General features: G+C 65.4%; 16 protein-coding genes and 1 tRNA gene. 6 read left to right on the top strand and 11 right to left on the bottom strand.

The window, feature by feature from the left end; genetic code table 11:
* Nucleotides 1–575: 575 nt before the first annotated feature.
* Nucleotides 576–839, top strand: coding sequence for a hypothetical protein (locus SIL87_RS04655; protein ID WP_319613036.1), 264 nt, complete (start codon nt 576–578; stop codon nt 837–839).
* Nucleotides 840–969: 130 nt separating this feature from the next.
* Here the strand turns inward: SIL87_RS04655 and SIL87_RS04650 are convergent.
* A tRNA-Ser gene (locus tag SIL87_RS04650) sits at nt 970–1,061 on the bottom strand.
* A gap of 199 nt (nt 1,062–1,260) precedes the next feature.
* Between SIL87_RS04650 and SIL87_RS04645 the strand changes: the two genes are divergently transcribed.
* The 3 genes from SIL87_RS04645 to SIL87_RS04635 all read left to right on the top strand — a co-directional run bounded on the left by SIL87_RS04645 (nt 1,261) and on the right by SIL87_RS04635 (nt 3,806).
* Nucleotides 1,261–2,745: an oligosaccharide flippase family protein gene (locus SIL87_RS04645; protein WP_319613035.1), complete on the top strand. Its 1,485-nt coding sequence runs from the start codon at nt 1,261–1,263 to the stop codon at nt 2,743–2,745.
* Between the two features lie 119 nt (nt 2,746–2,864).
* Nucleotides 2,865–3,092: a 50S ribosomal protein L31 gene (rpmE, locus tag SIL87_RS04640; protein WP_319613034.1), complete on the top strand. Its 228-nt coding sequence runs from the start codon at nt 2,865–2,867 to the stop codon at nt 3,090–3,092.
* Nucleotides 3,093–3,341: 249 nt separating this feature from the next.
* The gene (locus SIL87_RS04635) at nt 3,342–3,806 is read left to right on the top strand and encodes an Hsp20 family protein (protein WP_319613033.1); all 465 of its coding nucleotides are present in this window, start codon (nt 3,342–3,344) and stop codon (nt 3,804–3,806) included.
* A 62-nt stretch (nt 3,807–3,868) separates the two neighbouring features.
* Here the strand turns inward: SIL87_RS04635 and SIL87_RS04630 are convergent, their stop codons facing one another.
* From SIL87_RS04630 to SIL87_RS04620, 3 genes are read right to left on the bottom strand one after another with little or no spacing between them, the layout of a single operon-like run.
* Nucleotides 3,869–4,831, bottom strand: a complete 963-nt coding sequence (locus SIL87_RS04630) for an HlyD family secretion protein (RefSeq protein ID WP_319613032.1) — start codon at nt 4,829–4,831, stop codon at nt 3,869–3,871.
* 12 nt (nt 4,832–4,843) lie between these two features.
* The gene (locus SIL87_RS04625; protein ID WP_319613031.1) at nt 4,844–5,062 is read right to left on the bottom strand and encodes a DUF1656 domain-containing protein; all 219 of its coding nucleotides are present in this window, start codon (nt 5,060–5,062) and stop codon (nt 4,844–4,846) included.
* Nucleotides 5,059–6,126, bottom strand: coding sequence for an FUSC family protein (locus SIL87_RS04620; RefSeq protein ID WP_319613030.1), 1,068 nt, complete (start codon nt 6,124–6,126; stop codon nt 5,059–5,061). The genes SIL87_RS04625 and SIL87_RS04620 overlap by 4 nt, the downstream gene beginning before the upstream one ends.
* Before the next feature lie 83 nt (nt 6,127–6,209).
* Here SIL87_RS04620 and SIL87_RS04615 point away from each other — a divergent pair, with 83 nt between their 5' ends.
* Nucleotides 6,210–7,151, top strand: coding sequence for a LysR family transcriptional regulator (locus SIL87_RS04615; RefSeq protein WP_319613029.1), 942 nt, complete (start codon nt 6,210–6,212; stop codon nt 7,149–7,151).
* Between the two features lie 70 nt (nt 7,152–7,221).
* Here the strand turns inward: SIL87_RS04615 and SIL87_RS04610 are convergent, their stop codons facing one another.
* Nucleotides 7,222–7,560 carry a hypothetical protein gene (locus SIL87_RS04610; protein WP_319613028.1) on the bottom strand — a complete coding sequence of 113 codons (339 nt, stop codon included), beginning with the start codon at nt 7,558–7,560 and terminating at the stop codon, nt 7,222–7,224.
* 171 nt (nt 7,561–7,731) lie between these two features.
* Nucleotides 7,732–8,331 (bottom strand): regulatory protein RecX, encoded by a 600-nt coding sequence (locus SIL87_RS04605; RefSeq protein WP_319613027.1) that lies wholly within the window; start codon nt 8,329–8,331, stop codon nt 7,732–7,734.
* An 80-nt stretch (nt 8,332–8,411) separates the two neighbouring features.
* On the opposite strand from SIL87_RS04605, the gene SIL87_RS04600 reads away from it, so the two are divergent.
* Nucleotides 8,412–9,395: a malate dehydrogenase gene (locus tag SIL87_RS04600; RefSeq protein WP_319613026.1), complete on the top strand. Its 984-nt coding sequence runs from the start codon at nt 8,412–8,414 to the stop codon at nt 9,393–9,395.
* A gap of 78 nt (nt 9,396–9,473) precedes the next feature.
* On the opposite strand, the gene SIL87_RS04595 is transcribed toward SIL87_RS04600, so the two are convergent.
* The 5 genes from SIL87_RS04595 to SIL87_RS04575 form a co-directional block, all read right to left on the bottom strand.
* Nucleotides 9,474–9,677, bottom strand: a complete 204-nt coding sequence (locus tag SIL87_RS04595) for a hypothetical protein (protein WP_319613025.1) — start codon at nt 9,675–9,677, stop codon at nt 9,474–9,476.
* A 39-nt stretch (nt 9,678–9,716) separates the two neighbouring features.
* The gene (locus SIL87_RS04590; protein WP_319613024.1) at nt 9,717–10,052 is read right to left on the bottom strand and encodes a hypothetical protein; all 336 of its coding nucleotides are present in this window, start codon (nt 10,050–10,052) and stop codon (nt 9,717–9,719) included.
* A gap of 262 nt (nt 10,053–10,314) precedes the next feature.
* Nucleotides 10,315–11,076: an NAD kinase gene (locus tag SIL87_RS04585; RefSeq protein WP_319613023.1), complete on the bottom strand. Its 762-nt coding sequence runs from the start codon at nt 11,074–11,076 to the stop codon at nt 10,315–10,317.
* Entirely contained in the window at nt 11,073–11,930 is an 858-nt protein-coding gene (locus SIL87_RS04580) for a carbon-nitrogen hydrolase family protein (protein WP_319615908.1), read from the bottom strand. The genes SIL87_RS04585 and SIL87_RS04580 overlap by 4 nt, the downstream gene beginning before the upstream one ends.
* Before the next feature lie 157 nt (nt 11,931–12,087).
* Nucleotides 12,088–13,263 (bottom strand): aminotransferase, encoded by a 1,176-nt coding sequence (locus tag SIL87_RS04575; RefSeq protein WP_319613022.1) that lies wholly within the window; start codon nt 13,261–13,263, stop codon nt 12,088–12,090.
* Nucleotides 13,264–13,420 lie beyond the last annotated feature (157 nt).

The raw sequence follows: 13,420 nt of genomic DNA, 5'->3' as shown, positions 1-13,420 counted from the left end.
CCAGCAAAAATTCGATGCACGAGCGATGTTTTGTTCACGATGCGGTATCTGGCTCCCCGGGAGGCGGGAAGGACTGTTTAAGATTGACACGAAACGCGCGCCACCCCTTAAATCGATCCGTGAGACCGCCGGACATCAAACCGTCCGGTTCGCGCTCACGACATGTCGATACGTCCTTGAAACATAAATAATGCCGGCAGACGGCGAGGTGACATATGGGTTGGATGAGGGTGACACGAGGTCTATCGGCCTGTTTCATTGCGACGGGTCTGGCCGTAATGGCCCTTCCGGCATCGGCGCGGGCACAATCGTTCAGTCCTTTTCCAGGGTACGGCATGCCGATGGGTATGGGATCGCCAATGCCGGGTTATGGCATGCCGATGGGCATGGGATCACCAATGCCGGGTTATGGCATGCCGATGGGCATGGGATCACCAATGCCGGGGTACGGCATGCCGATGGGGATGGGATCACCCTTTCCAGGATACGGGTCACCCATGGGCATGGAATCACCAATGCCGGGATACGGTATGCCGATGGGTATGGGATCGCCCTTTCCGGGGTACGGATCACCCATGCCGGGTTATGGAGCGCCGTTTCCCGGCTACGGAACGCCGTGGTCCGAATATGGCGCGCCGATGGGCCGGTCATCGCCGTGGTCGGGCTATGGCGGGGGACCATGGAACGGATATGGCGGGCCATGGAACATGGGCGGCGTCAACTTCCGGATGCCCCGTTTCGGGCCGTTCGGCGGCTATGGCGGGCCGTTTTCCGCTTGGAGTTGCTGTCCGTTTTTCGGCAATGGCTGGTCGGGCGCGCGTCCCGGGCCGTCATGGTAGCCCATCGGCACGGTTCCGGGGAAACCCGGAGCCGCTGACCGCCGCAATGAACCGCCGGCGTCACGGTGCTTTGCGAGCACGCGACCAAAAACAGCGAGAAACTGCTGCCACACGTTGCTGATTGTAAGGATGGCGGAGGGGATGGGATTCGAACCCACGAGACGGTTTAACCCGTCTAACGGTTTAGCAAACCGCCGCCTTCGGCCACTCGGCCACCCCTCCGCCGGGGTACACGGCGTATGCAGGGGCGGTTCTAGTGACGGTGGGGCGGTTCGTAAAGAGCGGGTTGCGGAAGATAACGCCGGGCCATCGCCAAACTTGAATAAATTGTTATATTCCGTTCATGCAGACCGGTACAACCGCATGACCGTCCAGCACAACGGGCACAATTCAAGGGTGTCGGGCTCATGAGGGCGCGGGCATGAGCTTGCGGCGCGGCGCGGCTCACGGCGCGGCCTGGAATTTCGCCACCGCGGTAGGGGAGCGCAGCATCGGGTTCGCCGTGCTCGCCATTCTGGTCCGCCATATCACGCTCGCCGATGTCGGGCTGATCGCCATCGCCTCCGCACTCTCGGAAATCGGGCGCATGATCACCACAGGCGGCTCGGGGGAACAGGTGGTTGCCTCCCCCGGTGACCGGACGGTGGAAGCCGGCGCATTCTGGGCCCAGTTTATTCTCGCCGCTGCAATCGCTGGCTTGCTGTTCGTCGCGGCCCCGGTTCTGGCACGCGCCTATGGTGCCCCCGCGCTGTCATGGGTCACGCGCGTTCTGTCGGTCAATATTATCCTCGGAACCTTCCTGGTGGTGCCCTCGGCGCGGCTGGTGCAGAATTTCGGCTTCCGGGCGCTCAGCCTGATGTCGCTGGGCTCGACGATTCTCGGCGGCACGGTCGCTTTGGCGCTGGTGTTTTCCGGTCGCGGGCTCGATGCGCTGATCGCCCAGCGGATCGTCGGCATCACCTTCTACGCCGCCGCCGCCTCGATCACCGCGCGCTGGTACCCGCCGGCGTTTCCCTCGCTCGCCGCGATCGGGCGGGCCTTGCGGTTCAATATCCCGATGATGGGGGCCGCCTTCGTCGATTACGTGGCCGCGACCGGCTATGTCGTTCTCATCGGCATCCGCATGCCGGTGGCCGCCGTTGGCGAGTTCCGGATCGCCCAGCGCCTCGCCGAGGTTCTGCGCGAGCTCACGGTTTTTCCCGCGAGCAAAGTGTTCCTCCCGGTCTTCGTTGCGGTCCGCGACGATCCGGATCGCCGTTTCGCGGTCGCGCGCTCGCTGGTGGATGTCCTTGCGATCGGGTCGCTGGCGGCAGCGGCGGTCGCGGGGGCGGTGGCGAAACCGGTCGTGGTGCTGATGTTCGGGGTGCGATGGGCCAGCTCCGCCCCGGTATTCGCCGCGCTCAGCCTGATCGTTCCCGCGGCGGCAGTCTACGCCTTCGTCAACCCCATGCTCACCGCCCTGCGCCGGCCCGTGCTGGTTTCCGTATTCGCCGCGATCAATGCCGCGAGTACGGCACTGGCCGCGTGGTTCGCCGCACCCGAAGGATTGTTGATCCTGGCCTGGACCCTTGCGGCCCGTGGCCTTCTGACCGCGATCCTGTTGCTGCCGGCTCTCTCGATCGGGATCGGCCGACCCGCCTGGCCCTTGCTGCGGCTGTTCACCGCGCCGTTCATCGCCCTGATCGCGGCGCGGGTGGCAGCCGCCGCCCTGGTGCCGGTTCTGGTGCAGCAATCCGGGCTGGGCATCGTCGCCATGTTCAGCCAACTCGCGGTGGGCGGCATCATCGCCGCATCGGTCTTCCTGGGCACGCTCGCCCTTCTCGCCCCCCGGCGGATCGGCACGTTGCTGGGCCAGCTCACCAGCGCCTTCCGCCGGGTCCCCGTGGTGGCCGAACCGGTCGGATGACGGTGCCGGAGGTGCTGCCTCGCCGGGTCGCATGGCTGGGGCCGCTTGCCTTCAGGACCGCGCCGGGTTAAGCGACCCGCCGAATGACCGGTCGGCATCGGTCGCCCCAGGAGAGTACGATGAAAGCGAATATCCACCCCGAATATCACGAGATCAACATCATCATGACCGATGGCACCGCCTACACCACCCGGTCGTGCTACGGAAAGGCGGGGGATACGCTACGCCTCGACATCGATCCCAAATCCCATCCGGCATGGACCGGCCAGCACCGGGTCATGGATACCGGCGGTCAGGTCGCCAAGTTCAACAAGCGCTTCGCCAGCATCGGCGCGCGCACCAAGTAAGCGCCTTTCCTGCCCGTTTCGGCCCGCCGCGATCTGCCCTGCAGGTCGCGGCGTTTTGCGCTGGGGGAAAAATCGGCGCGGCGGGCCGAAACCCTCTTGAACACCTCCCCTGCCTTTCCTTAATATCGAACCGAAGGATGCCATTGGGTCCTTCAGCGTCCGGAAGTTCCTCGGGAGCTTTACGGGCATCACCACGGGTTGGTCATCGTGACAATCCGCCACACGACCTTGCTTTTTGAGGAGGTTTACATGACTCTCGATTTCTCTCCCCTGTTTCGCTCCGCGATCGGTTTCGACCGGCTCCAGCAACTGCTCGATGCGGTGCCCGATGCGAGCGCGACATCCTATCCGCCCTACAACATCGAGAAGCTCAGCGCCGAAAACTATCGGCTGACCATGGCGGTCGCCGGCTTCCGCGCCGAGGATATCGAAATGACGGTGAAGGAAAACAACCTCATCATCGCCGGCAAAATCGGCAACGAGTCGCCGAAGGGTGAAACCCTGTATCGCGGCATTGCGGCCCGGGCGTTCGAACGTCGCTTCGCGCTGGCCGATCACATGGTGGTCGAAGGCGCATCGCTCGAAAACGGCCTGCTCCATGTCGCGTTGAAGCGCGTCATCCCCGAAGCGCTGAAGCCGCGCCGGATCGCGATCACCAGCGCCCCGGCGCCGGTGCCGACCATCGAGCAGGACAGCCAGAAACTGGCCGCCTGACCGATCCCGCTGACCGGACCGAGCCCCGCATCACCCGATGCGGGGCTTTTTTCGTTGGGGGCTTACCGGTGGGCACGATGCGGCACGATCCGCACCGTCGCGGTCATTCCCGCCGCCAGAAACAGATCCGCCGGCACCCTGCCAAGCGCGATATGCACCGGAATTCGCTGCGACAGCCGCACCCAGGAATAGACCGGGTTAACCACAGGAAGCCCGCCCGCCGAATTCTGCGCATCGGTCACCGAAATCCCGCGCCCGATCCCCTGCACGGTACCGTGCAACACCTGGTCGGGGTCGGCGAGTAACCGAATGGTCGCCGCCGCGCCCGGATGGATCATCGGCAATTCGGTCTCCTCGAAATAGGCGGTCACCCAGATATCATGTTCGTCGACCAGCGTGATCGCCGGCGTGCCCGCATGCGCGTAATCGCCGGCGTGCAGGGTGAGGTTGGTGATCGTGCCGGTCACCGGCGCATGCACCACGGTGCGTTTCAGGTTGAGCAGAGCCTGCGCAAGCCGCGCCTTGTCCCCCGCAACCGCCGCCTCGGCTGCCGCCGCCGCCGCCGCGGTGTTGCCCTGGGATTCGGCGGAAACGGCAATCGAAGGCAGGCGCGCACGCCGGGACGCATCCGCCGCCTTCATCCGCGCGATCGCTTCATCCGAGGCCAGCGCCGCCTGCGCCTCGGCAACCGCGTTGATGAAATCGGCCGGATCGATCCTCATCAGAACCTCGCCCTTGTGGACGATCTGATTGGCATGGACCGCAACGGAGACGATCGGGCCGGAAATCTGCGGCGCGACCGCAACCGCATAGGCCCGCACCCGCGCATCGCGGGTCCAGGGCGTGGCGTCATAGCGGTGCCATGCCAGCACGGCGAGCCAGATCGCGGCAATCACCACGATCAGCGTCGCCAGAACCGAAAACAGCGGTTTGTAAGGGCGCGGCGGCGCGGCGGCTGCGGGCTGAGAGAGCGCCGCCATAACCTGCGGCCCCGGAATCGTCTCGCGATGAAGAAAATCGAGCATCGTGGTTTCCGATCAGATCGAAGGCATCGCGAGGATCAGTCCCGCCGCGACGCATCCGAACATTGACAGTATGAAAAGTGGCCAGTTCCAGACCATCCGGTCCACCCCGGCCCGTGCAAGCAGACGGCGCAGAAGGTCGGTGACCAGCACGGCGAGCAGCAGCATCGGCACCGCCGGCTCGATCCCGATACCGAACACGGAAAATTCGGCCAGTGGCGGCAGAATACTCATGTCGGCCGCCGCACGAGTTCACGGATCGGCACGAAGCCGAGAAACGCCGCCACCGAGACCAGCACCCCGGCCATCATCGCGAAATCGGTATTCAGCGCGCTGCCCAGATCGAAATTGAGGCTGTTGGAGGGATCGGCCGCCAGAATGAACGCGAGATTATAGCCGGTCGCCGGCCCCTGGGTGCGCGGATCGGCCACGCCGAGCCCGCCGAGCACCAGAAACGGCAGCAGCATCAGCGCCTCGACGCCGAACCCGGCCCCCTGGGTGAACAGCGCGAACCGCACGAACAGTCCAAGGCCGGTGCCGAGCAGAAAGCCCCGCAGCAGCCCGAGCGTCGCCGATAATTTACTCGGATGCGCCGCAAACAGCGTCACCGCCGCGCCCGACATCAGCACGAAATCGGGCCCGTTTTCCCATTCCGAACCATACCAGTACAGGCTGGCCAGTCCGATCGCCAATGCCGCCCGCAGCGCGTTCCGCCGCGCCTGCCCCGGCACCGGCGAGTCAGCCTGGGTGGCTCTCCCGGCGCGATGGCCTGCAAAAATCACCGTGGCCAGCCCGGCACACACCACCCCGATCGTCACTTCGGCGGTCCGGGTGATCGCCACGGTAAAGGCCCCCGCCGGATCGGCGATGCTGCCATAGGCGATGATCCCGGTGGTCAGCCAGGTCAGCGCCAGCGCATAGGTTTCATACTGGCGCGCCTTGGTACCGAGATACACGCACAGCGCCGCCCAGAGCACCATGGCGAGGTCGAACAGCAGCGGGGCCTGCGCGAACAGCGCAATGAACAGCACCCCGACCGCCGCCCCGACCAGCGTGCCGATCATCCGGTGAAACGATTTCAGCAGCGCCTGATCGATCGAGGGCAGACTGACGGTGAGCACGGTCCACGCGGCCCAGTGCGGCGTTCCGAGATCCAACGCCATCGCGACATAGAGCGACAGCAACGCCGCCGCCGCGGTGCGCAGCGCGAACCAGAGGTCGCGCGGCAGATCGCCCGCAAGGGCGGTCGCCGACGCACGCAACTGGGAAAATCCGGAAACCGCCATGACGAATGACATATATTCATATCGGACGCTGTCGGTTAAACTAAAAAACGATTTATCTCATGCACCGCTCGTTATAAATCCCGAAAGTCTCATCGATGGACCAGTTAAGCCTGCTCAACACGTTCGTCCGTGTCGCGGAACGCGGGTCGTTTTCAGCCGTGGCGCGCGATTTCAACACCTCCCAGCCGGTGATCTCGCGTCAGGTCGCCACACTGGAAGACCAGCTCGGAGTCCGGCTGATCCAGCGAACCACCCGCCGGCTCTCCCTCACCGAGGACGGGCAGATCTATCTCGAACACGCGCGCGCGGTGGTCGAGGCGATGGATGCGGCCCAGGCCAGCGTCGGCATCGCGCGCCGGACCCCGACCGGGCAGGTCCGGGTCGGCGTGCCGACCTCGGTGGGCATGTATCTCGCAGCCCGTCTGCCCGAATTCTTTGCCCGCTATCCGGAAATGTCGCTCGACCTGAAAATGCGCGACGGCGCGTTCGATCTGGTCGAGGAAGGGCTCGACCTCGTGATTTCCATCGCGGAGGCAACCCAGACCAGCGTGATCACGCGCACCATCGGCAGCGCCGCGTCGGTGCTGGTGGCCAGCCCCGCCTATCTCGCGGCACGGGGCACGCCGCAATCGCCGCAGGATCTGCTCGCCCATGAATGCATCGTCTACACCCGCCCGGGGATCGACCGAAACTGGCGGTTCATCGGCAAGGGCGGTGACGAGACCGTGTCGGTGCAGGGCCGATTTCACGTCGATTCGAGCGAGGCGGTCCGCCGTGCGGCGCGCGCGGGCCTGGGCATCGCAATGCTGCCGCGCCTGACCACGATCGATGATGTCGATGCCGGGCGCCTCGTCACCGTGCTCGATGCGTTCTGCCCGGTGAAAGTCAAAATCTACGCCGTCCTGCCCTCGCGCCGCTACATCCCGGCGCGCACCCGCGCGATCATGGATTTCCTGATCGCCGAATTCGAAACCACGCCCTTCCTGCAATCGACCGCGCAACTCGCCGGGGTGGCGAACGCGCCGATCTTCGACTGACTTCATCACAAAAAGGGGCGGCACCGTCACCGGTGCCGCCCGCCCCCTCACGATCGCGCGCGCGGGCCGGTCAGCCCTGCGGCGCGGGCGGAACCGCAATCGTGGCGAGATCACTCATCGGGCGTTCGCCCTGGACCCGCCCCAGCTGCGCCGCGCCCAACCGTTCATTGCTGCTGGGAACGATGAAATCCGGATAGCTCTGGTAGCCGGCATTGCTGGCCGAACGCTCCGAAACCACCGGGCGGGTCTGCCCGCCGAACAGCGGATACCCCTCCCCGGCCACGCCGGGCGCGGTCATCGATATCACCGGTCGCGCGGGCACGTTGGGAATGCCCTGATCGGCGAGGGCAATCCCGATGCTGGTGGTGGCGGCCATGGCCAGGGCCGCAAACGTAATCAGGCGAGTCATGTCGAAATCTCCGTTGAAGCGGAGGAACCGGCGACCTCACGACGGGATCGCCACGGTCCACCCCGCTGCTGCATTGCAACATGGGCCGGATCCGCCGCGACAATTATGGGGCGCGCGACATTTCATTCATGTCCGCACATGATGAAACCAGAACGATCCCCGCGCGCCGCGCTACCGGTCGCCCCGGCGCAACCCGATCACCAGCGCCTCCGCGCCCGCGGCATCGAGGGCGAGGGCCCGCTCGGCGGTCTCGCGGTCGAACCCGTTGCGGGCCAGCGCCGCCATCGCCCGCAACGGGTCACCGGCCCCGAAAGGCGGCAGCCGGCGCCGTCGCAGATAGGCGCAGGCGGAGGCCAGATCCTGATCGGCCTGCGACTCGGTCGCGGTGGCGGCGAGCCCGGCCTCGATCCCCTTGGCCGCCAGATGAACCAGGGTGGCCCGGCGCGATTTGCCGGCGCGCGCCAGCCGCCGCGAGCGGGATTCGGCGAAGGCCGCATCGTTCAAAGCCCCCAGCGCGCGCAATTCATCGATGATACCGGGGATCGCGGCCAAGGCGGCATCGCGTTGGGGTGCCGCCGCCTCGGCATCGTCCACCGCGCGGGCCCATCGCTCGACCCGCCGGGTCAATACCCGCACCAGCCCGGCCTCGGTGGCGGCGAACCGGGCAAGATGCGCCAGCGCCGCCTCGCGCAACCGGCGTGCATCGGGTGCCGACCCCGGTTTGCGGGGCCTCGCTTCGCGTGGGCCGGGCTTGCGTCCCTCGATTTTCATCGCATCAGTGTGGCATGGCGCGCGGGTTGACCGGAAGCCCCGCCGGGCGATAGTGCGCCCAACCACAAAGGAGCAATTCCATGGCCAAATCCCCCGTCCGTATCGCCGTCACCGGCGCCGCCGGCCAGATCGCCTATGCGCTGGTCTTCCGCATCGCCAGCGGCGCGCTGCTCGGCCCCGATCAGCCGGTGATCCTGCACCTGCTCGACCTGCCGCCCATGCAGGGCGCGCTCAAGGGCGTGATGATGGAACTGGAGGATTGCGCCTTCCCCGCCCTCGCCGGAATGGTGGCGACCGACGATCCCAAAACCGCGTTCAAGGACATCGATATCGGCTTCCTGGTCGGCGCGCGTCCGCGCGGCAAGGGCATGGAACGCAAGGATCTGCTGGGCGCCAACGCCGAGATCTTCACCGTGCAGGGCCGCGCGCTCAACGAGGCCGCGAAACGCACCGCGCGGATTCTCGTGGTCGGCAACCCGGCCAACACCAACGCCCATATCGCGATGAAATCGGCCCCCGATCTCTCGCCCGACTGCTTCTCGGCGATGATCCGGCTCGACCATAACCGCGCCGCCTCGATGCTCGCGGGCAAAGCGGGCGTGGCGGTCGATGCCATCGAAAAACTCGTGGTCTGGGGCAATCATTCACCCACCATGTACCCCGACTACCGTTTCGCCGAAGCCAATGGCCGCAAGCTTGCCGAGATCATCGGCGACGAAGCCTGGAACCGCGACGTGTTCATCCCCACGGTGGGCAAGCGCGGTGCGGCGGTGATCGAGGCGCGCGGAGCGTCCTCGGCGGCATCGGCGGCGAATGCCGCGATCGATCAGGTACGGGACTGGGTGGTCGGCTCGCATGGAAGATGGGTCTCGATGGCGGTGGCGTCGGACGGCAGCTACGGCATCCCCGAAGGCATCATGTTCGGCGTGCCCGTCACCACCGAGGCCGGTACCGTCACCCGGATACCCGACCTCGCAATGGACGAATTCGCCCGCGAGCGCTTCGCCCTCACTTTGAACGAATTGAAGGAAGAACGCGACGCCGTTGCCCACCTGCTCGGCTGACCCTGACTCAACAAAAGCCCGCCGGATCATCAATCCGGCGGGCATCGCTCGCACCGATCAGTTTACGGGCGGACCCGTTTACTGATTGACCTGTTCGGTCTCCGAATGCGTCGTGGTCACCGTGGCCGGTGCGCCCTGCGGTGCCACCATGACCGGGCGGGTCGAGGTTTCCTCGGTCGTCGTGGTGGTCCGCGTCGGCGGGCTACCCGAACAACCGGCAAGGCTGGCGCCGAGCACGACCATCCCGGCGATCGCACCTAACCTCATCGTTCTGATCTGCATGATCGATCTTCCTCTGCGTGTTGAAACGTCGGTTCCGACTCAATTACCTGAGCTTGTCGTGGTCGTGGTGGTGCGCTTGCTGCTCTCGATCGCCACCGGCGGCGGTGCGGTCACCTGGGTTCGCGTGCTTTGCGAAACCGCCGCCTGACCATCCCCATACGTCGTCTTGCGCGAATAGGTTTTGTCGCCCATCCCGTCATTGCTTTTGGTAACGGTGGTGCGGCTCAGCACGCCGGGTGGCGGCGGTGCCACCGGTGCGGGGGCAGCGGGGGTCACCGCCGTCGTGGTCGTGGTCGACTGGTAGGACGATTGCGCGAGGGCCGTGGCACTGCTCAATGCCAGAACCACCAGGGACGACAGGATATATTTCTTCACGTCACTCTCCTCTGAAACGATCACGTGTAACCGTAATCATGGTGAAATATCTGGTGGTGCCAGAGCGATCGTTCCACTTAAAAAGCGATTACAGAATCGAGAGGAACCGATGCGTTGTCAGATTGATCGCTGCCTTGATTTCGCCTCACCGGTTAAAGCGCGCGCAGGTTTTCACCCGGGCCGCCACGATTCCGCCGGATTCCGGCTGGACGGCGCATGACACTGGCGTCATCGAATACGCGCGCTGCGTGTGGCGCCCCGCCTAAACCGTGAACTGCTCGCGGATGATCCGTTCCGACAACGCCCGGTCGGGGTCCGACAATATCCGCGCCGTCACGTTGCGGTCCTCGCTGGCGGCGACCGAAATGACCCGGCGAACCTCGGTCGAATCGGCAACGGCCGAAACCGGGCGCTTCTCGGGTTCGAGTATCTCGAACACCACCTCGGACGATGTCGGCAGCAGCGCCCCCCGCCAATGCCGGGGGCGGAACGCGGCAATCGCGGTCAGCGGCAGCAGATTGGCACTCAGCGGCACGATCGGCCCATAGGCGGAGAGATTATACGCGGTCGAGCCCGCCGGGGTCGAGATCAGCACGCCATCCCCGATCAACTCGGGCATCCGCACCTTGCCATCGACGATGATGCGGATCTTCGCCGCCTGCCGCAACTGCCGCAGCAGGCTGACCTCGTTGAACGCCAGCGCCTCCTCGACCGCGCCGGTCATGGTGATCGCATGCATCCGCAATGGATGGATGTCGTTGCACAAGGCCCGCCCGATCCGCTCGGGCAGCAGATCCTCGGCGAAATCGTTCATCAGAAACCCGACCGAACCGCAATTCATGCCATAGACCGGCAGGTTATGCGCGAGCAGCCGGTGGATGGTTTCCAGCATCAACCCGTCGCCGCCGAGGGCGACCACCACATCGGCCCGTTCGGCGGCTTCGTTGCCATAGATCGAAACCAGCCGCTCGCGCGCCGCGCGGGCCTGATCGGTCGCGGCGGCGGCAAAATGAATCCGGGTCACACGAGCTTGCGGTGCTCGAGCACGGGCATGTCGGTGCGATACTTGGCCGATTTCGCAAGATCGATCCGCGCCGTGACAAATCCCGGGCCGTCGGAACAGCGGGCGCTCACGATCCCCCAGGGATCGACGATCAGCGAATTGCCATAGGTCACGCGCGGTACGTTCGAGCCGTCGTAATGGGTGCCGGTGCAGGCCGGAGCCGCGACCCAGCACTGGGTCTCGATCGCGCGCGCCCGCAGCAGGACCTCCCAGTGATCCTTGCCGGTCTGCAGGGTGAAAGCGGCGGGCACCAGAATGATATCGGCTCCGGCCCGGCGCAGCGCGAGATAGAGTTCGGGGAAGCGCATGTCGTAACAAATACTCAGCCCCACCGTGGCAGTACCAAGCCGGAACGTCACGATTTTATCGCCGGCCCCATAGATCGCGCTCTCCCGGTAGCCCTGACCGTCGGGGGTGACGATGTCGAACAGATGGATTTTTCGGTAGCGCGCGATTTCAGCCCCGTCCGGATCGAACACCAGCGTGGTGTTGAACAATGTCTCGCCGCCCAGCTCCCCGATCGAACCGCCATGGACGTGAATTTTATGCCGGCGCGCCATCTCGCGGAGAAACTCGTAAGCCGCGCCGCCCGTCTCACCGGCACTGCCCGGCGCCGGCAGGGTTTCCGCCGCCGCGAATTTGGTCGCCCGATCGCCGCCGAGGCAGGTCCAGATCTCCGGCAGCGCAACCAGATCCGGCCGATCCTGCGCCACCGCCGCCTCGATCAAGCCGCGCGCCTGCTCGATATTCCGCACCTTGTCGGCACCGGGCGCGAGCTGGATGACGGTCATGCGAAGATCATCGTGCGACATCATTTTATCGTGCGCCATAGGCGGGATTCAGGCAAGGGCGACGATGCGTTGTCTCGGTCCGCCCCCGCATGTCGAGACATGCACCGGTCGCACCGCGCATATCCAACGAAAGTTTGCCACCTTTTTCCAAAAAGCAGGCCTTCCTTGACCTTCCGTCTGGCTACTCCGCCGCCCGCCGCGCCGCGAAATGCGCCCCCAGCCGCGCAATCGCCTCCTGCAGCACCGAATCGCGTTTGCAGACGGCGAAGCGCGCATAGCGGGTTGGCGCGTCCGCCGGGTAGAACGCCGAGACCGGGATCGCCGCGACCCCGGCATGTTCGGTGATATGCCGGCAGAACGCGACATCGTCGCCCTCGAATCCCAGCGGGCTGAAATCGGCGGTGATGAAATACGAGCCCGAACTCGCCAGCACATCGAACCCGATGCCGCGCAACCCCGCGCCGAGCAGATCGCGCTTGCGGGCAAGGTCGCGTCCGAGGGCGAGGAAATAATCATCATCCTTGCCTAGCCCGATCGCTACGGCCCGCTGCAGGTTCGGCGGCGTGGTGAAGGTCAGGTTCTGATGGGCCCGCGCGATCAGGGTCGCCAGGTGCGCGGGCGCCGTGACGTAGCCGATCTTCCAGCCGGTGAGGCTGAAGGTTTTCCCCGCGCTGCCGATCCGCGCACAACGCTCGCGCATCCCCGGCAGGCTCATCAGCGGCAGATGCGACAGCCCGTCGAAAATCAGATGCTCGTAAACCTCGTCGCACACCGCATAGGCATCATGGCGATGCAGCAGGCCCGCGATGAAGCCGAGTTCATCGGCGGAAAACACCTTCCCGGTCGGGTTCATCGGCGAATTGAGCAGCAGGAGCTTGGTCTTCGGGCCGAACGCCGCCTCCAGTGCGGCGCGCGGCAGCACCCAATCCGGTGGTTCGAGCCGCACCAGCCGCGCGGTCGCGCCCAGCATCCGCACCACCGGCAGATAGGTGTCATACAGCGGCTCGATCAGCACGACCTCGTCGCCGGGATTGAGCAGCGCCATCAGGCAGGCCGTGATCGCCTCGGTCGCCCCCGAGGTCACCACGACCTCCGATGCGGGATCGACCTCGATGCCGTAAAATCGCCGGTTCGCCGCCGCAACCGCCGCGCGCAGTTCCGGCACCCCGGTCAGGGGCGGATACTGGTTGCGCCCATCCTTCAGCGCATCCGCCGCCGCCATGATGATATCGTCCGGCCCATCGGTGTCGGGAAACCCCTGACCGAGATTGATCGCACCGTGCTGCACCGCCAGCGCGGACATCACGGTGAAAATGGTGGTTCCGATCTGGTCGAGCAGAAAATTGGGCGATTTCACAGCGCGTCTTCCTTGGCCTACCCTGCCAGTATCGCGGCGACGCCCGGATCGGCAAGGGGTTTCGCAGGTGACGTTTCATTTCTAGGCATGAATTGCCCGCTTTTTAGGCATGAAATCTGCCCCTCCCGTGAGCAACCGCGCGCGCAGGCGGGTGGCC

Source organism: Acidiphilium acidophilum, assembly GCF_033842475.1.
Classification (GTDB): Bacteria; Pseudomonadota; Alphaproteobacteria; order Acetobacterales; family Acetobacteraceae; genus Acidiphilium; species Acidiphilium acidophilum.
The sequence above is the reverse complement of the archived record's forward strand: the minus strand, read 5'-3'. Positions and strand labels throughout refer to the sequence as shown.

Bases quoted from the DNA above. Each gene is read 5' to 3' on its own strand.
- SIL87_RS04655 (WP_319613036.1), top strand. From the start codon at position 576: ATGCCGGGTTATGGAGCGCCGTTTCCCGGCTACGGAACGCCGTGGTCC.
- SIL87_RS04645 (WP_319613035.1), top strand. From the start codon at position 1,261: ATGAGCTTGCGGCGCGGCGCGGCTCACGGCGCGGCCTGGAATTTCGCC.
- rpmE (WP_319613034.1), top strand. From the start codon at position 2,865: ATGAAAGCGAATATCCACCCCGAATATCACGAGATCAACATCATCATG.
- SIL87_RS04635 (WP_319613033.1), top strand. From the start codon at position 3,342: ATGACTCTCGATTTCTCTCCCCTGTTTCGCTCCGCGATCGGTTTCGAC.
- SIL87_RS04630 (WP_319613032.1), bottom strand. From the start codon at position 4,831: ATGCTCGATTTTCTTCATCGCGAGACGATTCCGGGGCCGCAGGTTATG.
- SIL87_RS04625 (WP_319613031.1), bottom strand. From the start codon at position 5,062: ATGAGTATTCTGCCGCCACTGGCCGAATTTTCCGTGTTCGGTATCGGG.
- SIL87_RS04620 (WP_319613030.1), bottom strand. From the start codon at position 6,126: ATGTCATTCGTCATGGCGGTTTCCGGATTTTCCCAGTTGCGTGCGTCG.
- SIL87_RS04615 (WP_319613029.1), top strand. From the start codon at position 6,210: ATGGACCAGTTAAGCCTGCTCAACACGTTCGTCCGTGTCGCGGAACGC.
- SIL87_RS04610 (WP_319613028.1), bottom strand. From the start codon at position 7,560: ATGACTCGCCTGATTACGTTTGCGGCCCTGGCCATGGCCGCCACCACC.
- SIL87_RS04605 (WP_319613027.1), bottom strand. From the start codon at position 8,331: ATGAAAATCGAGGGACGCAAGCCCGGCCCACGCGAAGCGAGGCCCCGC.
- SIL87_RS04600 (WP_319613026.1), top strand. From the start codon at position 8,412: ATGGCCAAATCCCCCGTCCGTATCGCCGTCACCGGCGCCGCCGGCCAG.
- SIL87_RS04595 (WP_319613025.1), bottom strand. From the start codon at position 9,677: ATGCAGATCAGAACGATGAGGTTAGGTGCGATCGCCGGGATGGTCGTG.
- SIL87_RS04580 (WP_319615908.1), bottom strand. From the start codon at position 11,930: ATGATGTCGCACGATGATCTTCGCATGACCGTCATCCAGCTCGCGCCC.